Here is a 20021-nt window from a genome sequence, read left to right as displayed (position 1 = left end):
TGGGAAGTCCGGACGGCTTCTATCCCGGAATCGGATTATTTTTCTTCTTCTGTAAACCCAGAGGGTCAAATTCTCCTTCATAATGATACGAATAGCGATTATCGATTCGGACATAACCGAGGATGCACACCGCGCGATCCCTACGGAACACGCAGGAGTAATTCTGATTGTCCCGATTCCCTTCGGCTACAAGTATTTCATCAGCATCACATGCGAGTACAATCCCGATATGATCATGCGCATGTTCAGACAGCAGCTTCTCGTAGATGACGATATCGCCCCGCTGAGGTGTGAAACCATTTTGCCCTTCGCGATAGAAAAACTCATTCTCGGGCAGCTGTGACCATTCCAGCCACGCCCCTACGCCGGCGAACCGACACACACTATTCGGGTAACGAATCGGTAGCAGAATTCCGGCAAGCCTGCAGCAGTGGTACACGAAAGCCGCACACCAGCTGCCTTTGAGCACGTTATAAATATCCGCGTCCGGCCAATACCGGCAAATCTCCCGGTAGCTTCGATCACCCGGTACCCCGATAACATGTTGAGAAGCCAGCTGTTCGGCAATATCAGCAAGTAGGGTTCTTTTATCCAGATCGCCGCCAAGAACCGCTTCTATAGGCGTACCAACCTCAACGGCCACATTCCCATTTGGAAGCGTAAGCTCGTTTAATACCCGTGTAAGCCGTGTCCCACCTTGCCGGCCCGAGATAGCACGACTTGATTGTTGAAAATACCGCTGCAATACGACTGCATCCTTGACGATTTCGTCATAGGGTCCATGGACCTGACCCCACTCGCCGTGGTAACAAATCGCATGAATGATGGTATGCAGCTCTTCCTGACTAAACAAACCCATATCGCGAATTAACGGCCTTACGGCTTCAGCGCTATTAACGCCGGGAAAGTCAGAAATGCCGGTTTTGTAGTAATAATAATGATGAAGCAGACCTGCAATTGCAGCGAGCTCTTGATTATACCCTCTCTTTAATGCGAGGACTGACGCGAAAGTAGACACACCATGCAAATACGTGCATGCTTCTTCCCGAAACGCTGCGCTATCTACTGACTTCAACATGTCATTCAGCGTTATTCGTATACTTTCATACCGGGCATGCTGTGAACCCGCTCCCACTTCAGCGTACATGCATCGTACCCATGCCACGGAACAGCACATTATGGCGCCAATTCGGAGCAGCATCCGCAAAACGCATCTGCGGATAATGTTTCAGCATCGCAGCCAGCGCGATTTCGCCTTCTAATCGAGCAAGCGGGGCACCTAAGCAGAAATGAGCTCCCGAAGCAAACGCCATATGGCGATTTGGCGTACGCCCGATATCGAATTGATTCGGATTCGCGAACTGAGCCGGATCGCGGTTCGCCGCACCAAGCATCACTTGTACAACCTGTCCTTGACGTATTGTCTGCCCGCCGAGCTGGTAATCGACAGATGCAAGTCGTGAAGTCATCTGCACCGGACTTTCATAACGCAGCCCTTCTTCTACCGCAGAAGGAATAAGATTAGGTTGTTCAATTAACCGCGCATATTGTTCCGGATGGTTCAACAGCGCAAGCATCGTATTCCCAATCAAATTCACGGTGGTCTCATGACCGGCTACCAGCAGCAATACGCAAGTAGCAATCAGCTCCTGCTCCGTTAGCGCATCTGCTTGTTCTTTTGCGGCAAGCAGATCGCTGATCATATCCTCGCGCGGCGAAACCATTCGTTCCGCAATCAAGCAGCGGAAGTAGTCTGTAATTTCGACAGCCGCTCGCACCGCTTGCTCTGCGAAATCAGGGGTTTGATCACCGCCGCCTTCGAGTATTCTTGCGAATATATGCGACCATTCCTTAAACATCTCGCGGTCTTCGGGAGGTACCCCCAGCATTTCGGCAATGACGATAACCGGTAATGGAAAAGCGAATGAATGGATGAGGTCCGGTTGATCCTCTTCGGCCATCTGCTCGGCAAGATGCTCCGCAATGGACCGGATATTCTGCTTCAGCCGCTCCATGGAACGAGGCGTGAAGGAGTGACTGACAAGCCCTCGCAGTCTAGTATGTGTTGGCGCGTCACGAAGCAGCATCCAGTTATCAAGAAGGTTATTAACGGGCTCCCAAGGCGAATTTTGCGACTGCGGCTGCTGTTCCTCTTGCTGATGCTGAGGCATCGCATTTCGATTCTCGCGGACAAACAGCGGATCCTTCAAGACGCGGTTGACGTCCTCATAGCGGGAAACAACCCAGAAGTTATGCCATTCCAGATAACGAACCGGTTCGTGTTCGAGTAGATAATTGTAGAACGGATAAGGATTATCATGCACCTGAACATTATAGGGTCCAAACCATGATGCGATTTCCGAGATTTCAAAGGTACGCGATTGATTTTGCAACAGCGCCACGCTCCATTTCCAGTATTGTGGTAAGGACTTACAACCTTTGCTCCATCAAGTCCGCGATCCGATTCGCGTTTACATCCGATGATTGTCTCAACCCTTGGATCACTTTCGTCCTTCGTTCCGCTGAATGATTCTGACTTAATTTCCATTTGCCTTCAAACCGCGTGATTCTGATCTTGAATCCGACAATCATAGTCATGAGCTGCTCATTAAAGGAGGACTGCATATCTGTGGTCCACGGTTTTTCCATGGAGGCTTCGTAGTTGGCGATGGTTCGGTTCAAGATCCCAGCAAGCTCATCTTGAAGGGTGACAGGTATATACTCGCCGTACACATGAACAGCTGTATAATTCCAGGTAGGGACGGTGCGTTTCTCTTGATACCAGGTCGGAGAAATGTACGTATGAGGACCTTGAAAGACAACTAACACTTGGCCTTCTATATAAGTCCAATGTGGATTGGTCTTCGCCATATGCCCAAGAAGATAATAATGGCCGTTTTCATCTTGCTCGATTAGGAAAGGTAAATGTGTCGCATAGGGTTCTCCATTCGTCTGCGAGAATAACGTGCCAAAGCTATGGGCGTCGATGAACGAAACCAACTCCGGAATGTCCGTCACTTCGAAATATTTAGGTATATACAACTGCTCCACCTCCTCTTTTCTAATTTTTTACATGCACATAGTACGTGAACGGGCAGCTAAAAGTTGCATGGTTTGAGAGGACGAATGAAAACAAGAAAGGCGAATAGCATGTGTGCTATCCGCCTGTAACCTTCAAGTTATCGTCTCTTATGCACCGGAATCCAAATCTCACTTCTAAAGGTCGGTGACGTCATATCCTTACTTTCGTTCCATAACAGCTCAGGACCTTGCGTTTGTTCGTAGCTCGATGACGGGAACCATTCGGAGTAGATCCGTCCCCAGACATTTTGCAGCGTGTCAGGGAATGGTCCGACTGCTTCGAACACTGCCCATGTACTTGGAACCACTTCCAGCTTCGCCATACCTTCCGGACATTCGAGCGTTGTAGCGACGCCGATATAATGATCGAGCTCGCCTTTTTCCTCCATACGCTCTTCTGAGAAGTTCGTCGATGCACTAAGCATGCCCTGTGGAGATATATTAGACAGACTCTTCAGCATCTGAATTTTCTCTTCGGTTAAGCTGCCCCACATCGCCGCAATTTCCGGATTTACGCCGTTGAAAATAATAGGCACTCTTCTCATCAGCCCTACGATGCGGAAAGCTTCTTTCTCTACGATACGGAAATTCATTTCATCTCCTCCTTTAATCGTTAATTGAAATGTCATTCTAGGAAACGCTTTTAACGTTTGACCTTTGGTTCGCGCTTCCGTCGGCGTTAGACCATGCAAGCTTTGGAATGCTCTCGTGAATGCATCCGGTGAGTTGTACCCGAATTTAACGGCCATATCAATGATTTTCATTTCATTGCTGCTTTGCAGCTCGAATGCCGCAAGTGTAAGTCGTCTTCGACGAATGTATTCGGACAACGACACCCCTGCCAGGAATGAAAACATCCGTTTAAAATGAAACTCGGAGCACATCGCCAGCCTTGCGACCTCTTTGAAGTCAATCTCCTCCTTCAGATTGTCCTCTATATAGGCAATGGCACCATTCATGTCTGCTAGCAAATTCATGAGTTCCTCCCTCCTACAACTTTAAATTAGCAGAATGAGCGACGTGCAGTCCGACTATTCGTGCACGATTATGCAGGATGTGCTTTATCTATGTAATCTTGTAGAATGATCAACGAATGCGCCTTGTTCATCAAGTATGGGAATGACTGAACTCGAATCAAGCTCCGAAGCCAGCTTAACATCTTGCTCATATCCGATTGCTATCAACTCTTGGCCTGAGCTGCATGCCATAACCATTGCCGTCAGCTCGCTGCGGCATGTTTCGAACACCGCCGCCGCACTTCTCGCTTCAGGTGATAACGTGAGTGCATCAAGTTGATTAAGAATAGCGCCGGCTGCCAGCATATCTTCGAAACTAGGTCGTAAACTCCCGTCGCTCCACCGCTCTCCGGAAGCGATAACCGTCACAATTCCGCCTCGCATACGAATATAGTGCGCAGCTGCACTCGCATTACGTAGACTTGCAGCGATGACTTCACATTGGCTGTCTTTTGCGATGAAAGAACAGGTAGCGCCATTAGGCGAAGGCAGCACAATGCGGCTTTTTTCTTCCAGGAGCGTTAATTTAGCTGGCGATAACGATATCGGTTCGCCTCGTTTTCCGGCAAGTAAGGCGTTCTTCTCACGAGCATATTCTGCTGCAGACGCATCCTTGAAGCGATAGGGGAAGACAATACCTTTGCGACTGAGAACGATATCTACGCAAGTTGTAAAGGATAGCACGTCTATGATGACAATGAGGTCCGAGACAGGCGCTAAAGCGCGCACGCCTTCATATCCCCATTCAAATCGCGCCGTGTAGTTGGTTTGCTTATATACTGCGGAGATTGTCATGTTATCACCTCATGGGTAGCGTGTAATCTCCTAGACTTTACCACATTTCGGGGTGATGCGTCTCCTCCTCATTCGCCTGCACCGCGGACTCGATAAATCTCCTGCTTTGCCTTCGATAGTCCACTGCTGCAATCTACCGATGTCTGAATACCCTCATAATTTCTCAGCATAAAAGCATTTATCATACGTACAATGTCTTGCCCTTTTCCGCAGTCAAAAGCCGCCTCAAAGCTAATCACGGCATACGATTCATCGACGATCCGCAGCTCGTAATCCGGCTTCCCCAGGTCATGATACAGATGATAGCGATTCCCTTCATGTTGGAACTCGGCCATGTACATCCCCGGACAGCCACTGAGTTTCGTCGTATTTGTAATCCTCACTTGCGCATCGATGCCGTATGCCTTCGCATGCACCGACCATTTCTCGTTTATTTTCTGTAAGTACATCGTCCACCTCGTGTTCATGCTCGCGTTTCCTAAGAATAGGATACCCGCCAATTCCTTGCGGCAACAGCAAAAAACCGCCTGATCCACGATATATTCGCGGACCAAGCGGCACTACTTTCTAGGATCTCTTCTTACGAGTCATAACATCGAATATTACGGCTGCTGCCAGTACGGCGCCGCGAATCATATATTGATACGAAATACCAACACCGAGCAAATTCATCCCGCTAGAAAGGGAAGCCATAACAATCGCTCCAATAATGGAGCCCGTTACTTTACCAACCCCGCCTGCTGCGGATACGCCGCCTACATAGGCTGCTGCAATTGCGTCAAGCTCGAACAATGTCCCTGCCGTTGTCGTTGCCGATTGCAAGCGTGCCGTGAACAAGATACCGGACAGCGCGGACAACATTCCCATCGAACCGAAAACGATGTACGTGATCTTCTTCACGCTGATACCGCTCAAATGCGCGGCTTCCGGGTTGCTGCCGACTGCATAGATATGGCGGCCGAGCACTGTTTTGGACGTTAGAATCTGATAGATAACGACAACCAGCAGCATAATGATAACGGTCCAGGAGAAGCCGTTATATCCCGCGATAATCCATGTGATATAAGCAATGATCGCTGATACGAACACAAGCTTCACCATGAAGATGTTCTTGGAGGTTACTTCAAAATTGTATTTAAGTTTGTTTCTGCGCTTAGAAACTTCCATCACAATATAAAGCAGAATAATGCATAGTCCGAAGATCAAGGAAAGTAGGTTTAGTCCGTTAATCTTCACAATCGAAGGGATAAATCCGTTCCCGATTGCGTTGAAATGCTCATCTTTGATAATAATGGTCCCGGTTTTCTCGGTTACGTTAAGCAGTGCGCCTCTGAAAATCAACATTCCCGCCAAAGAAGCCACGAAGGAAGGAATACCGATTTGCGCTACGAGGAATCCATTAAACAGACCGACTACAATCCCCAATACGAGGATGATCGGAATGGTCAGATAGAAGGGTACGCCTAGCTGCGTTAAGAAAATCGCTGCGATCGCACCGAGAAACCCGGCTGCAAATCCGACAGATAGATCAATGTGCCGAATGACGATGACTAGTGTCATCCCTACAGCGAGAACTGCGATATAGCCGGTTGCATCAAGCAAATTACTGATATTCCGTGATGACATGAATAGGCCGTCTGTCATGATAGAGAATGTGAGCATGATGACGAACAAGGCAATATACATGCCATATTCACGAATATTTACTTTAATTAACGACTTTGCTTCGTTATAGAAATTCACAAGTCTTCCCCCTATTGCGTTGCAAAATGCATGATTTTTTCCTGATCCGCTTCTTCTATGGACAGCTCGCCCTTCATGCGGCCTTCTGCCATGATGTAGATGCGATCACTCATTCCCAATACCTCACCGAGCTCGGAAGAAATCATAATGATGCTCATTCCCTCGCTGATCAGCTTGTTCATGATTGTATAGATTTCAAATTTGGCACCGACGTCAATCCCACGAGTTGGTTCATCGAGGATCAGCAATTTCGGACCGACAAACAGCCATTTGCCGAGCGATACCTTCTGTTGATTTCCGCCGCTTAAGTTACCGACGATTTGCTCTATGGAAGGGGCTTTAATATTTAACGACTGCTTGTAGCTATTCGAGATACTCACTTCTTCATTGCTGTTGATAAATCCGCGCGATGAAATCTCATGAAGATTCGCAGCCGTTATATTGCTCTTAATATCTTGAATCAGGAAGAGACCATCCCCCTTGCGGTCTTCCGTCACATAAGCGATACCTGCAGTAATGGCATCCTGCGGATGCTTGAATACGCTTCGTTTGCCGTCCAGATACATCTCGCCCTGCAATTTATACGACTTCGGGTTACCGAAAATGCTTTGTGCCAATTCCGTTCGTCCGGAGCCCATCAAGCCGGCAATGCCGACGATTTCTCCTTTTTTAACTTGCAAATGAACGTTCTTCACAACGCTTCGACCCAGCTTCGGATCATAGGCAGACCAATCTCGCAGCTCCAGTATTGGCTCTCCGAATTGCTTGTCAGCCCGTTTTGGATAAATATCGTCGATCTCACGACCAACCATATTCTTGATGATGACGCTTTCGGTAATTTCGCCTTTGGACGCATCGAGCGTGCAAATCGTTTTTCCATCGCGAAGCACGGTAGCTTTGTCTGCGATCGCAATAACTTCTTTCAGCTTGTGTGAAATCATAATGCATGTAATGCCTTGGTTCTTCAGCTCACGCAGCAATTGCAGGAGATTCTCGCTGTCATCCTCATTGAGTGCAGCCGTAGGCTCATCCAGAATGAGCAGCTTCACTTCTTTGCTTAACGCTTTGGCGATTTCGACAAGCTGCTGCTTCCCGACACCCAGATCTTTGATCAAAACCTCCGGGTTCACAGTCAGCTTCACCTTTTTCAGCATTTCTTTCGCTCTGACGATCGTTTGATTCCAATCCACGAACGCGCCACGCTTCACTTCGTTGCCTGCAAAAATATTCTCATACACCGTCAAATCCGGAAATAGTGCCAGCTCCTGATAAATGATGGCTATGCCGGCTTTCACGCTGTCGCTGATCTTCGAGAAGCTTTGTACACTGCCATTAAAGATGATATCCCCTTGATAGGTACCATGTGGATAAACTCCGCTTAACACCTTCATCAACGTGGATTTACCTGCACCGTTCTCTCCGATTAAGCAATGGATCTCGCCCTTCTTGACTTTAAAGCTAACATTCGAAAGTGCTTTAACGCCTGTAAACTCCTTGGAAATCCCATTCATTTCTAATATGAATTCACTCATGTCTGTCGCTCCTTACCCAAACAAGGCTTACAAGCAAGGAATAGTGATAGACGCTGCTATCACTATTCCACGTTGCTTGCTGATGATCTGCTTAACTTACAGCCCTTGGAAATCTGATGCTTTGTAATACTCGGAATCGATCAGCTTCTCTTTTACGTTTGCTTTGTCGACTACGATAACGTCCGTTTGTTTTGCCGGTACATCGATCTTGCCATTGTTGTACGAACCGGTCGTTTCAGGCGTATTGCCGTCCAAGATGGAGATCGCCATACCCATTGCGTCTTTAACCAAGTTACGAACATCTTTGAAGACCGTCATGGATTGTTTGCCGTCAATTACATATTGAACAGAAGCTTGCTCCGCATCTTGACCTGTTACTACGAAGCTTGTAACCGCTTTATCAGAAGCGAATACATCAGCGATCGAACGAGCAGTACCATCATTTGGCGCCAAGATCGCTACGTCGCCTTTCATGTCAGCTGCTGCTGCAGTCAAATGGGTTTGTGCTTTGTTCTTAGCTTCGTTTGCATCCCAGTTCGTTGTTACTTGACCAATGATTTTGCTCAGTTGATCACGGGACAGTTCAGCTGTATCCTTCAAGCCTTCAGCTTCGCTGGAGTTCGCTACTTTGAATGTACCGTCAGCGATCTTAGGCTGCAGCACTTCCCAAGCACCTTGGAAGAACAAGAAAGCGTTGTTATCGGAAGCAGCACCCGCATACAGGTAAAGCGGCTCGCCGTTTCCTTTAGCGTGGTCAACCAGGTATTGCGCTTGTGCTTTACCAACTGCGATGCTATCGAATGTTACGTAGTAATCAACAGCATCTGTTTTCGTGATTAGGCGGTCATAGGAGATAACTTTAACGCCGGCATCTTTAGCTGCTTCTACTGCAGCTGCGGCAGCGTCGCCATCTTGTGGACAAATGATAAGGACTTGGATGCCTTTATTGATCAGCGTCTCCACGTTCTCTTTCTCTTTCGCAGAAGAACCTTGGCTGAACAAAATTTCCGTTGAATAATCCGTGCCGTCCAGTGCGGCTTTAAAACGCGTCTCATCCTGCACCCAACGCGGCTCATCCTTAGTCGGCAATACGATACCTACACTTACTTTTTTGCTGTCGCCGCAGGCTGCGACGATTGCAGCGAAGAGCATAATGACCAGTACCAGTGCGATTGATTTGAAACCTTTTTTCATGATTTGTTTTCCCCTCTCAATATACTAAAGCGTTTACAAAGCCAACTATAGCACCGCTTAAACATTATGAAAGCGCTAACGTATAGCACTTTTTTCATACCATCTGCACTATTTTGACTTCCTGATCGTTTCGGGTACAAAAAAAACGGTAGACCAGCTCCTTCGCTGATCTACCGCTTCTTCTTATTTCTCCGTCCGATAAATATCTGCCCGCTGATGGAAGCCATCGGCAATAATCGTGGCATCCATGTTCATGCGATCCACCGCAATGGGTTCAAGCAAGATGGCAGGCACATCGATTTTCTTGTTGAATACCGTCTTAACCGTGCTCACCTTCTCGCCCTTCGCCATTCGAACCGCCAGGTCTGCCGCAGCCTCCGCAAGCTTCGGTATCGGCTTATAGACCGTCATCGTTTGGGTTCCTTCCACGATCCGCTGCGCGGCTGCGAGCTCGGCATCCTGCCCGGAGACCGGAATTTGGCTGGCCATCTGCTGGGCGGCCAGCGCCGCGACGACGCCGCCTGCCGTTCCGTCATTGGCTGCAATAACGGCGTCGATCGCATTATGATTGGCTTTCAACGCTTCCTCCATGTTCGCTCTGGCGTTTGCAGGGATCCATTCCTTCGTGAATTGATCATAGACAATGCGGATATCTCCCCGATCCACGAAAGGCTTAAGCACCTTCATCTGCCCTTTCTTGAACATGTGCGCATTGTTATCGGTATCCGCGCCTTCAATCAGCACATAGTTGCCTTTTGGCACCTTAGACACGATAGCTCTGGCCTGAAGTTCGCCGGCTTTCTCGTTATCGAAAGAAATATAGAGATCGACATCGGCATTCAAGATCAGCCGATCATACGAAATTACTTTTATGCCCGCTTGATGTGCTTTAGCGACAATAGCTGCTCCGGCTTCGGCGTTATGGGGCACGACTACCAGAACATCCACACCATGGGAGATCATATTCTCCGCTTGGGCAATTTGTTTGGCATCATCGCCATTAGCCGCTTGAACGTCTACCTCTGCTCCTAGCCGTTCAACAGCTGCTTTAAATAAATCCCGATCCTTCTTCCAGCGTTCTTCCTCTAAAGTATCAAGGGACAAGCCAACGACCACTTGATGATCATTATCCGTCTTGGCTGCTGCTTGCGTATCGCCAACTTGCTGTTTCGGATCTTGCCCGGCTCCCGTTCGGACACCGGTACCGGCACCGGCTCCGCCAAGTGAGCAAGCAGACAGAAGCAGCGAAACACCTAATAAGCTGAACAGCAGCTTCTCTTGAAATTGATTTCGTCGCCAACGATGCCTCACGGTTAACCTCCTCATCCGAATTCAACTAGGGCTGCTTCTTGTTCACCGGACGCAGCAGCTGCTTTCGATAATCCGTCGGTGAGTGCCCCACAATCTTCTTGAAGACGCGGCTGAAATAATTGGGATCATTATACCCAATTTCGAACGTAATTTCCTTCAAGCTCATTTCCGACTCCAGCATCAACTGCTTGGCAGCCTCCATACGGCACTCTGTCAAATAATCGATATAATTCATGCCAAAATGTTCTTTGAACAGCTTGCTCACATAGAACGGGTTTCGATCCACTACAGCAGCCAGCCGCTCCAAAGACAAGTCCTCATGGGCGTGATCCTTAATATAATGCTTCAGCTTCAGAAGCAAGCCGGACTCCAACTCGCCATTATTCTGTGCCGCAGCCTCCGCAATGCCGGTAATCAGCACTCGCGTCTCCGTGCGAAGCTGCACATAGCTAGTCGTTTGACCTTGATAATAAAGCTTTTGGATATCCACGCCCATTTCCTGCAGCATCCGGCTTACGATGATCAAGACTTCAAATACGCGCTGCTGCGCCATTGCAACGCGCTCTCCCGCTCCTTCATAAATGTCAATAATCTGCCTAACCAGATCGTTCGCAGCCTCAAAGTGACCTCGGCGAACATCTTCAAGCACATTTTTCTCCAAATCCATCGTCAGTCTGCTAATGGACTTGCTTTCATGACGAGGCAAATCCTCATACAGGCAGAATCGCGCAGGTAATGACAGATCAACGGATGCAAGCATGGACTCATGATACGATTTACGCAGTTCTTTCAAGTCACTGTATAAACCACCGATTCCGGCAAAAGGCTCGTAGCCGCTATGACGCAAGGCAGCCTGCACCAGCTTCCTGCCCATAATGACCGCGTAGCTGCGGTAGGACTGCTCGCCTTCCATGAATAGAATAACCGGGATTTGATTGCCGGTAATTTTACCGATCCAGCAGTGGACATTCCAATCGGCCAACTGCTTCACAATTACGGCGTGAAGTCCTTCCAGCTCCTCGTGTCGGCCGTGCTCATGTCTGCCCTCAGATGCCGATTCCGAGAGCAGCAGATTGATGACGAAGCCGCCTTTCGTCGCGGGCAGCCCCAGTAACGCAATCATCTCGCTCAGATGCACAGACGGAGCATCGTCAAATAACAATTGAGATACGATATCCGCCTCAACGATGGGAAGCATTTTGCGCAAGCGCTCCGAATCCATACGCCGATGCTCCGATTCCATCCGGTTCGCACGTATTTCCTGCACGACTTTCCCGATCGTTTCTTGGATAACCGATGTTTTGCTCGGTTTCAGCAAATAGTCGCTAACGCCCATTTGCAGCGCCGATCTGGCGAACTCAAACGTATCAAACGCAGTCACCACAATGAATTTAACCGTTAAACTAAACGTCTTGATTTGTTCAATCGCTTGAAGCCCGTTAATGCCGGGCATCTTGATATCCATCGTAATCAGATCCGGCTTGAGCAGCTCCGCCATTTCGATCGCTTCTCGTCCGTTGGCAGCTTGTCCGACAATTTCGACCTCCGTGAAGCTCGTTTCAATGATCCGCTGGAGCGCCATACGCTCGATCGGTTCATCATCCACAATCAATATCCGAATCATAGTTTGGGCCTCCTCGGAAGCGTTAACGTAATGCATGTTCCTTCTCCGATCTTCGAATCAATGTGTATAATGTCTTCAACCCCGTAGAACAGCTGCAGTCTGTGCAGCACGTTCCGAATTCCGATGCCGGTGGAATGACCTTTATAGATGGAATTATCCGTATCGGCCAGCAGCCGTTCAATCTGTTCGGCGTCCATCCCTTGCCCCGTATCGGACACTTCTACCGTGACATGCTCCTCGTGACTCTTCACGCGAAGCGTCAGCGTGCCGCCGTCTTCTGACGGTTCAATGGCATAAATAAATACATTCTCCGCAAGCGGTTGAAGAATGAGAATCGGCACGTCGATATCGAGCCCGGCTTCATCAATTTCACGCACGACCTTCAGCCGATCCCCGAATCTCGCCTTCTGAATCGCCAAATATTCTTCCAGCACCTCAACCTCGTCCCCGAGCGTCACTCTGCTGTCCATCCGACGCAAATTGTAGCGAAGCATCCCGGCAACCGAGCTGATCAACTCACTTGTTTTGTCAGCGCCGGCCAAATACGCCTCCTTCGACAGCATATTAAGCGTATTGAATAGAAAATGCGGATTGATCTGGCTCTGTAAGCTCTTCAGCTCACTCTCTTTCAGCATCAGCTTATGTTTGTGCAGATCATATTCCAGCTGCGCCTTGCTCTGAATTTCATCGAACAAATTCCCAATATTCAAACGCATCGTATCCAATGTTTTCGCTAGGAACGACATGTCATCATTGTTATTGATTTCAATGGGCTTGTGGAAATTCCCCCGCGACAGCTCCCTAGCCGACTGCGTCAGTTTAAGGATCGGCTGTGTCACGCTGTTCACGAATCGGAAGGAGAAGATGAGCAGCATGAGCGATACAAGCGCAAGCGTCCAGAAGCCCATTTTGAGCAAATCGTCGCTGCGCTTAATGATTTTGCGGTAGAAGGCATCATAAGTCTTCTGTTCTCCGCTGATCAGCGTCAGGGTCGCTTCCGAAATATATTTGGAAATATTGGATGCCTCATCAAACTTCTTCGCTACTTCGTCCTCATTGTTGTCCTTCTGAAACCGAACGACTAACCCCATCGCTTCCGTTTGGCTCTCCAACATATGCTGAAAGTTGTCGAGCAGCATGGCATTGTTCGAATTCCGAAGCCAATTGAGCTCCGATTTGGTGTGCAGCAGTTTATTATTATCGTCGAAATACTGCTCAAGGCTCTCTTGGGACAGCGACATTCTGTAGTTGTTAAGCGAAGTAAGCGCCTGCTGGCTTTGCTCCGAGGCTTGGTTCATCAATAAATACCGCTGCAAAATCTCGTTGTATTTCTCCACCGTCCGCTGATTAAACAAACTCATCGACAGCCAAATGACGGCCATGATGATCCAGATGAGAATGGACAGCAGCATCATTTTATTACGGATCGTATTCACTTCGCCCCACCTCCGTCATCGGAAGCGGCCACAACACTGATCGGTGTAAAGTATCGCTTGTTCAGCGGGAGCTTGTCGCTATCCAGCCACCGTTTCATCAGATCGACGCTCATCTGCCCCATTTCCTCATAATGCTGCGACAGTCCTGATTCGATCAGTCCTTCTTTGATCAATTTGACCGTTTGTGGCGAATTGTCGAACATGAATACGTCATATTCATGCATGCGTGAACGGGAGTCGCCGGCTTGAACGATGCTCTTCCCAGAATCAGTCGGTAGTCCGATGAAAGCATTCACCTTCGGATAATGATTCAGAATATCATTGGTTTGCGCATTCGCCTGCACATGTTCGTTATCCTTTGAAGCGTAAACCAATTGAATCTCCTTGTATTGGGCCAGCACCTCACGCAGACCCTTCTGCCGCAGTTTGTCCGTATCCGAGCTCTCCATGTTCGTAATGACGCCAACCGTCCCTTGCCCGTTTAAAGCTTCGGCGATATGCTTCCCCATTACGATGCCTTCTTGGTAATGATCCGAACCGACGTAGGTTTTCCGCAAGCTCCCCGGCGCGTCGGAATTAATCATCACAACCGGTATCCCGCGAAACGTCGCTTTATTCACGATCTGCACAAAGTCAGGCCGGTCCACGCCTTCAATAATAATGCCATCCACTTTGGAAGCGATTGCAATATCAACCTGCTTAATGAGCTCCTCGACATTCGAACGATATACCCCCCAGAAGTCAATCAACATCCCATGACTGGCGGCTGCCGTCCGAGCGCCTTTCTGGATTTCGTTCATCACGTAGCTGCCCTGCTCTTGCGATATGATGACAATATGCGGGGCAGTCTGGTTGCCCGCACTTTCCATGTTGCCGGACATACCGAGATCGTCGTTACGATATAACATCAAATATAACGTTATTGTCAACGCAACCAGGCAGATGCCCACAAATAAGGTAAAGAAAATAGGCTTTTTCATATTTTCTCCTAAGTCATTAGCGATTTTCACGTAATTCTAACACGATTCATCTATTCTGCACAGTTCTCCTCCAAACATCATCATAAAAGCTCAATAAATGTTCGAATATACTCATGTTTTCTATTCCATCGGTAAATGATACAATATGGCAATGAAGACCAAAATTCTTCATCCAAACCACTGAAGGAGTGAATGGAATGTCAGTTGATGCTTACCTGAACTTTCAAGGAAATACCCGTGAAGTTATTGAATTTTACGCGGAAGTTTTCAATACTGAAATTACGAATTTGACGACATTTGGCGAAATCCCGCCGCATCCTGATCATCCGCTGCCTCCAGGCATGGAGAATGGCATTATGCATGCCCGCATGAATGTACTCGGAAGCAACCTCATGTTCTCAGATACATTCCCAGGTATGCCATTTACAATGGGCAACAACATTAGCCTTGCAATCGTTGGAGAAGATGCCGACGAACTTAGACGTATTTACGCGAAACTAAGCGAAGGCGGATCGAACAGCATGCCGCTTCAAGAAACGTTCTGGACGAAGCTGTACGGCATCACAACAGATAAATTCGGCATCACATGGCAGTTTAACCTAGGCCTATAACATCGATAATGAAACGGGACAAGCCTCTGCGGGCTGTCCCGTTTTTCGTTCATAAATTGAGGCAATCAACTACCTGACAGGTACGTAGGATTTAACGCCAACCAAGGCGGTCAGAACGCCGTGAATCGCAGCAAAAACATCCAAAAAGGGCCACGTCCGGACAACGGGACGACTAGCGGGCTGAGCGGCGTTTGGTTAAGTAAACTAGTGAAATAAGAGCGATGTAGAGCGTCCATATGGACGCTTTTTTCTTTGTCTAAGAGGGACCATTTATTATTGCTTTGACACGTAGAGTAATCTGTGATAAATTTACTCCATCAGATAGAACTATGTCAGATAGAGCACTATGTGGCAGAGTAAATGACAGATCTATTTATTTTGTACAGGAGGACCATACATGATTCGAAGTGATATCATTCGCGGACATCTCGATGCGATTATTTTGCGGCTGATCTATGAAGAAGACCGCTATGGCTACGAGATTTCCAAAGAAATCAGTTTGCGGACCGGGGATCGTTTTCAAATCAAGGAAGCCACGCTGTATGCGGTCTTTCAAAGGCTGGAGCGCAAAGAGCTGATCGAATCGTACGTTGGCGATATTTCGCACGGCAGCAAGCGGCGTTATTACAAGATCACCAAGCTTGGCAAGGCTTATTTGAAGGAAACCGTTGAAGAATGGCTGGAAATCAAAGAGATCGTTAATATTTTCATGGAGGGATTGTAGGATGAAGAAGATTAGTGCACATGTTGAGGAATGGTTTCAGGATATTCCGGACAGCGAACAGAAGCAGTCCATGCAAGAGGAAATTACGCAAAATTTAGAGGAAAAAGTGTACGATTTGATGCGCCGCGGCAAATCCGAGGAGGATGCGATCAATAAAGCCATCGTAGAGTTCGGCGATATCTCCGACATTAAATTGGAATTCGGCACCACCAGCAAAGATCCGGTTTCAGCACGAAAGCAATTTGGACTGCATCTGGGTTTCTCGCTCTGGGGAAGCGGATTAATTGTTGCCCTCATGGTGTTTATCAACATATATTACACGCCGGGCACGATTTGGTTCGTCTATCCTACATTCGCCGTCGCTTGGTGGCCGCTTGTGATGTTCTACAAGTGGCTCGGCTGGAAATAAGGAGGTCATACGATGACAAGTCCCCGCGTCGCTTTCGCCGTGATGGGCAGTCTGATGAGCGTAGCTTTCCTCATTCTCGTGAACCATCTGACTTCGCCCGGTTATCTGTGGGTCATTCACCCCGCTTTTGCCATTATTCAATGGCCGATTGCGATGTACTTTGCCGCTTCCTGCAGGCTCAAAGCCTATTCCGCAGTTACCAGCCTGCTGATTATCTTGTACCTCATCGTGGAAAATATTACGCAGAGTCCTGAACATCCATGGTTCTTATATGCGGCTTTCGCTATTATTTGGTGGCCGATCATTATGTATGCCGGCCGTTTCGCCGGGACACTCCGGATGGCGCTGATCGGCAGCTTCTGCATCATCGTTTCGTACGGAGCGCTTAATTTGCTGCTCTCACCGCAATTTCCATGGATCATCTTCCCTGCTTACGCTGCCCTTTGGTGGCCGATGTCCATTTATTTCAGCCGCAGCCGCAGATGGTTTGAGTTTGCCCTCTGTGCCTCACTGCTTACCAGTGCTTTATTCATTACACTGAACGCCGTTACTTCTCCTGATCATATCTGGGCGATCTATCCTATATTCGCAGTCATCTGGTGGCCGCTTAGTATGCATTACTACGCCAAACGCCCTCCTATTTGATCGCTCTTGGCGCAGGATGCTACAATGATATCAAAAACGTAAAACGGAGAATCGCATATGCCCTCATACATCATGAAAAACAATCAAGCCAACGCACGTATTCTGGCATCCCAAGCTGTAGCAGCGGATGCCCCTGCCGTCATGGAACTGCTTGTCGGCGCAGCCACCTGGCTCAAGAGTAAAGGCTCCAAGCAGTGGAGCGCTCTACTAAACGGTGACGATCACCATAATGTAGTCGGTCATATCGACAAAGGCGAGCTGTTCCTCTTCAAAGATGGCGATGTATTTGCCGGTATGGTCCTGCTGATGCAAGTTCCCGGAGAGTGGGATCATGGCTTATGGGGCAAGGATGGCCATGAATCGATCGTCTATTTGCACCGCTTGGCGATCAACCGTGAATACGCAGGCCAAGGCCTGGGAGCAGACATTGTTCGCTGGGCCGAGGAAGGCGTATCGTTCCCAGGGAAAGATCGCATCCGACTCGATTGCATTGCAAACAATGAGAAGCTGAACGCGTTCTACAGCGGGCTCGGCTATACCTACAAAGGAACTTCGCCTAGCGGGTTCTGCTTGTATGAGAAATTTTATAACTAATTAGTAATGCTAAAGCTGCCTTTAAAGTGTATACCACTTTTGAGGCAGCTTTTGTTTTGCTCGGAACCGGCTGGGGGCGACTAAAAGTTGCAGGATAGGCATCATTTCACCCCTTTCAGTTGGTAAGCATGGTCAAATGCTGACCAAACCGCAACATTTACTCTACCTCACGCAGGACCAGACGCTCGCGCTAACGAACCCTTGAGGGCTTATTCCAGCTAAATGACGGCATTGGAAGATCTAACAAACCTTACGTACCCTTTAATCTAACGAATCGCAGGGGTCTTATATGCTCCAAAAAACGCGATTTGAAATTCTAACGAATCCTACAGGCCTTATTTGCTCCAAAACCCGTGCTTTTCAGCTTAATTCTGCTAAATAAGGCCTCTGTGGTTCGTTAGAATTTGGGAGGTGCCTATTTCTCCAAAATAAGGCCTCTACGGTTCGTTAGAGCTGCGAGGCTTGGGAGAAGCTGAAGTAGTTGACTGGGACGCTTGACGAGGGGCTGCTGCAAAGGGATTTTTCGGGAGTTTAGTTAGGGCTGGGGAGCGATTATCACCGAGGGATATCAAGCGACAACCTAGAGGTTACAATCCTTATAAATCTAACGAATCGTAGGGGCCTTATTTGCCCCAAAAAACGCAATTTGAAATTCTAACGGATCCTACACGCCTTATTTGCACCAAAGCCCGTGCTTTTCTGCTTAATTCTATAAAATAAGACCTCTGTGGTTCGTTAGAATTTTAAAGGTGCTCATTTCTCCATAATAAGACCTCTGTGGTTCGTTAGAATTTTAGAGGTGCTCATTTCTCCAAAATGGGGCCTCTACGGTTAGTTAGAGCTGCGAGAGGGGAGAAAAGCTGTAGAAGTTGACTGGGATCGCTTGGCGTGGGGCTGCTGCAGCGTAACTGTACGGGAGGCTATTTAGGGGCTAGGCGACTCGTTAGAACGGTAAAAAGGTGGCAAAAGGTTTAACCCTTTTGCCACCTTACTTGATTCAGGGTGCTCTGTTCAAGTGAAAAAGAGGTTCGAAATACTGAGCTGCTAGAATGCCCAATTGCCGCCGCGGAACAGCGGTTCTGGTGTGCCGTCCTGGAGAACGCCGTCGATATCCAAATCCTCGGTGCCGATCATGAAATCCACATGCGTTAAGCTGTGATTCAAGCCGCGTTCTGCAAGCTCCTCTTTACTCATCGACAAGCCGCCTTCCACGCAGAACGGGAACGCGAAGCCTATGGCCAAGTGGCAAGCTGCGTTTTCATCAAACAGAGTGTTGTAGAACGTCAGGTTCGTATCCGAAATCGGCGAACGGTAAGGCACTAATGCAATCTCGCCCAGATAGTGCGAGCCTTCATCCGTTTCTACCAGCCCTTTAAGCGCCTCGTAACCTACCTCAGCTTGATACGCCGTAATACGTCCTTCTGTGAAGGTGATCGAGAAGTTGTCGATTAGATTGCCGTTATAGCTAAGCGGCTTGCTGCTGACAACCGTTCCGTTCACGCCAGTACGCAGCGGAGATGTGAACACTTCCTCCGTTGGCATGTTCGGGATAAAGGTTGTTCCCTGCCCGTTACGTGTACCCGCGCTTACCCAAATATGACCTTCCGGAAGTCCGATCGTCACATCGGTTCCTGCCGAACCGCGATAACGCAGCTCTTTGTATCTGCGCTCGTTAAGACGGCCAGCCTTGGAACGAAGATTGTCGGCATGCTCGCGCCATGATTGAACCGGATCGGCTGCATCCACCCGCGTCGCTGCGAAGATCGCTTCCCATAGGGCATCTACGCGCTCTACAGCCGGAAGTGCCGGAAACACCTTCTCCGCCCATTCCGGCGTCGGTACGGCAACAATCGACCACGATACTTCATTGCTCAGCGTAAACTTACGGAACGGCTGCAGCGCAGCTTGCTGGGATTTGGTCGCAAGACCGATCCGGGATGCATCGATTCCGTTCAGCAGATCCGGGTTCTCGGCAACGACCCAGAGGAATGCTGCTCCCTCTTCCGCTAAGGCCACTCTTCCCTTCGCATGCCATTCCGGGTAATAGGATAGTCCGTCTTCCGGCGATTTCTCAAGGCGCGTACGAGTAATTAACTCATCGCTCCAGTCGACATGTACATAGCTTGCTCCTATTTCATAGGCACGTTTCGCCACTTCTCTGACGAAATCAGCTGCTGCGATTTGCGAAATAATACAGAGCTTCTGACCGGGCTGAACGTTAACTCCGACCTCTACGGCAAGTGCCGCGTATTGCTCCAGACGATGTTGGAATGATTTCATTTGATCGACTCCTTTATGTAGGGGTAATTCCTCAAATCCTATACCC

At 48.5% G+C, this 20021-nt stretch carries 19 protein-coding genes; 5 read left to right on the top strand and 14 right to left on the bottom strand.

Annotated elements, in window-relative coordinates; genetic code table 11:
- Positions 1–19: 19 nt before the first annotated feature.
- The 13 genes from AC50Y3_RS02950 to AC50Y3_RS02890 form a co-directional block, all read right to left on the bottom strand.
- Entirely contained in the window at positions 20–1147 is a 1128-nt protein-coding gene (locus AC50Y3_RS02950) for a CHAP domain-containing protein (protein ID WP_494817261.1), read from the bottom strand.
- The gene (locus AC50Y3_RS02945; protein WP_494817260.1) at positions 1137–2393 is read right to left on the bottom strand and encodes a cytochrome P450; all 1257 of its coding nucleotides are present in this window, start codon (positions 2391–2393) and stop codon (positions 1137–1139) included. The genes AC50Y3_RS02950 and AC50Y3_RS02945 overlap by 11 nt, the downstream gene beginning before the upstream one ends.
- Positions 2394–2430: 37 nt before the next feature.
- On the bottom strand, positions 2431–3042 hold the full coding sequence (locus tag AC50Y3_RS02940) for an FMN-binding negative transcriptional regulator (RefSeq protein WP_494817259.1): 612 nt from the start codon (positions 3040–3042) through the stop codon (positions 2431–2433).
- Between the two features lie 137 nt (positions 3043–3179).
- Positions 3180–4058 (bottom strand): AraC family transcriptional regulator, encoded by an 879-nt coding sequence (locus AC50Y3_RS02935; protein ID WP_494817258.1) that lies wholly within the window; start codon positions 4056–4058, stop codon positions 3180–3182.
- An 84-nt stretch (positions 4059–4142) separates the two neighbouring features.
- A complete protein-coding gene (locus tag AC50Y3_RS02930) occupies positions 4143–4892 on the bottom strand; it encodes a 2-phosphosulfolactate phosphatase (RefSeq protein WP_494817257.1) in 750 nt (249 codons plus the stop codon).
- Positions 4893–4960: 68 nt separating this feature from the next.
- The gene (locus tag AC50Y3_RS02925) at positions 4961–5359 is read right to left on the bottom strand and encodes a hypothetical protein (RefSeq protein ID WP_494817256.1); all 399 of its coding nucleotides are present in this window, start codon (positions 5357–5359) and stop codon (positions 4961–4963) included.
- A gap of 100 nt (positions 5360–5459) precedes the next feature.
- Entirely contained in the window at positions 5460–6635 is a 1176-nt protein-coding gene (locus tag AC50Y3_RS02920) for a sugar ABC transporter permease (protein WP_475780548.1), read from the bottom strand.
- A gap of 11 nt (positions 6636–6646) precedes the next feature.
- Entirely contained in the window at positions 6647–8167 is a 1521-nt protein-coding gene (locus AC50Y3_RS02915) for an ATP-binding cassette domain-containing protein (RefSeq protein WP_494817255.1), read from the bottom strand.
- A gap of 96 nt (positions 8168–8263) precedes the next feature.
- Complete coding sequence (locus AC50Y3_RS02910; protein ID WP_494817254.1) at positions 8264–9361, bottom strand: sugar ABC transporter substrate-binding protein; 1098 nt, start codon at positions 9359–9361, stop codon at positions 8264–8266.
- A 183-nt stretch (positions 9362–9544) separates the two neighbouring features.
- The gene (xylF, locus tag AC50Y3_RS02905; protein ID WP_494817253.1) at positions 9545–10672 is read right to left on the bottom strand and encodes a D-xylose ABC transporter substrate-binding protein; all 1128 of its coding nucleotides are present in this window, start codon (positions 10670–10672) and stop codon (positions 9545–9547) included.
- A gap of 25 nt (positions 10673–10697) precedes the next feature.
- The gene (locus AC50Y3_RS02900; protein ID WP_494817252.1) at positions 10698–12296 is read right to left on the bottom strand and encodes a response regulator; all 1599 of its coding nucleotides are present in this window, start codon (positions 12294–12296) and stop codon (positions 10698–10700) included.
- Positions 12293–13732: a sensor histidine kinase gene (locus AC50Y3_RS02895; protein WP_494817251.1), complete on the bottom strand. Its 1440-nt coding sequence runs from the start codon at positions 13730–13732 to the stop codon at positions 12293–12295. The genes AC50Y3_RS02900 and AC50Y3_RS02895 overlap by 4 nt, the downstream gene beginning before the upstream one ends.
- Entirely contained in the window at positions 13729–14712 is a 984-nt protein-coding gene (locus AC50Y3_RS02890) for a substrate-binding domain-containing protein (RefSeq protein ID WP_494817250.1), read from the bottom strand. Before AC50Y3_RS02890 ends, AC50Y3_RS02895 begins: the two co-directional genes overlap by 4 nt.
- Before the next feature lie 197 nt (positions 14713–14909).
- Here AC50Y3_RS02890 and AC50Y3_RS02885 point away from each other — a divergent pair, with 197 nt between their 5' ends.
- The 5 genes from AC50Y3_RS02885 to AC50Y3_RS02865 all read left to right on the top strand — a co-directional run bounded on the left by AC50Y3_RS02885 (position 14910) and on the right by AC50Y3_RS02865 (position 17695).
- Positions 14910–15323, top strand: a complete 414-nt coding sequence (locus AC50Y3_RS02885) for a VOC family protein (protein ID WP_494817249.1) — start codon at positions 14910–14912, stop codon at positions 15321–15323.
- A gap of 397 nt (positions 15324–15720) precedes the next feature.
- The gene (locus AC50Y3_RS02880; RefSeq protein WP_494817248.1) at positions 15721–16047 is read left to right on the top strand and encodes a PadR family transcriptional regulator; all 327 of its coding nucleotides are present in this window, start codon (positions 15721–15723) and stop codon (positions 16045–16047) included.
- A 1-nt stretch (position 16048) separates the two neighbouring features.
- On the top strand, positions 16049–16456 hold the full coding sequence (locus AC50Y3_RS02875) for a permease prefix domain 1-containing protein (protein ID WP_494817247.1): 408 nt from the start codon (positions 16049–16051) through the stop codon (positions 16454–16456).
- Between the two features lie 12 nt (positions 16457–16468).
- Positions 16469–17101 carry a hypothetical protein gene (locus AC50Y3_RS02870; protein WP_494817246.1) on the top strand — a complete coding sequence of 211 codons (633 nt, stop codon included), beginning with the start codon at positions 16469–16471 and terminating at the stop codon, positions 17099–17101.
- Positions 17102–17158: 57 nt separating this feature from the next.
- Positions 17159–17695, top strand: coding sequence for a GNAT family N-acetyltransferase (locus tag AC50Y3_RS02865; RefSeq protein ID WP_494817245.1), 537 nt, complete (start codon positions 17159–17161; stop codon positions 17693–17695).
- 1044 nt (positions 17696–18739) lie between these two features.
- Here AC50Y3_RS02865 and AC50Y3_RS02860 read toward each other — a convergent pair.
- A complete protein-coding gene (locus AC50Y3_RS02860) occupies positions 18740–19975 on the bottom strand; it encodes an aminopeptidase (RefSeq protein ID WP_494817244.1) in 1236 nt (411 codons plus the stop codon).
- Positions 19976–20021: the final 46 nt, after the last annotated feature.

Source organism: Paenibacillus sp. J22R98 (assembly GCF_059383835.1).
Note: the sequence above shows the minus strand (reverse complement) of the source record. Positions and strands in the feature narration are given on the sequence as shown.

Coding starts and splice junctions, on each gene's coding strand:
- AC50Y3_RS02935 (WP_494817258.1), bottom strand. CDS start 4,058: ATGAATTTGCTAGCAGACATGAATGGTGCCATTGCCTATATAGAGGAC.
- AC50Y3_RS02930 (WP_494817257.1), bottom strand. CDS start 4,892: ATGACAATCTCCGCAGTATATAAGCAAACCAACTACACGGCGCGATTT.
- AC50Y3_RS02860 (WP_494817244.1), bottom strand. CDS start 19,975: ATGAAATCATTCCAACATCGTCTGGAGCAATACGCGGCACTTGCCGTA.
- AC50Y3_RS02885 (WP_494817249.1), top strand. CDS start 14,910: ATGTCAGTTGATGCTTACCTGAACTTTCAAGGAAATACCCGTGAAGTT.
- AC50Y3_RS02890 (WP_494817250.1), bottom strand. CDS start 14,712: ATGAAAAAGCCTATTTTCTTTACCTTATTTGTGGGCATCTGCCTGGTT.
- AC50Y3_RS02880 (WP_494817248.1), top strand. CDS start 15,721: ATGATTCGAAGTGATATCATTCGCGGACATCTCGATGCGATTATTTTG.
- AC50Y3_RS02950 (WP_494817261.1), bottom strand. CDS start 1,147: ATGTACGCTGAAGTGGGAGCGGGTTCACAGCATGCCCGGTATGAAAGT.
- AC50Y3_RS02875 (WP_494817247.1), top strand. CDS start 16,049: ATGAAGAAGATTAGTGCACATGTTGAGGAATGGTTTCAGGATATTCCG.
- AC50Y3_RS02910 (WP_494817254.1), bottom strand. CDS start 9,361: ATGAAAAAAGGTTTCAAATCAATCGCACTGGTACTGGTCATTATGCTC.
- AC50Y3_RS02865 (WP_494817245.1), top strand. CDS start 17,159: ATGCCCTCATACATCATGAAAAACAATCAAGCCAACGCACGTATTCTG.
- AC50Y3_RS02925 (WP_494817256.1), bottom strand. CDS start 5,359: ATGAACACGAGGTGGACGATGTACTTACAGAAAATAAACGAGAAATGG.
- AC50Y3_RS02900 (WP_494817252.1), bottom strand. CDS start 12,296: ATGATTCGGATATTGATTGTGGATGATGAACCGATCGAGCGTATGGCG.
- AC50Y3_RS02870 (WP_494817246.1), top strand. CDS start 16,469: ATGACAAGTCCCCGCGTCGCTTTCGCCGTGATGGGCAGTCTGATGAGC.
- AC50Y3_RS02915 (WP_494817255.1), bottom strand. CDS start 8,167: ATGAGTGAATTCATATTAGAAATGAATGGGATTTCCAAGGAGTTTACA.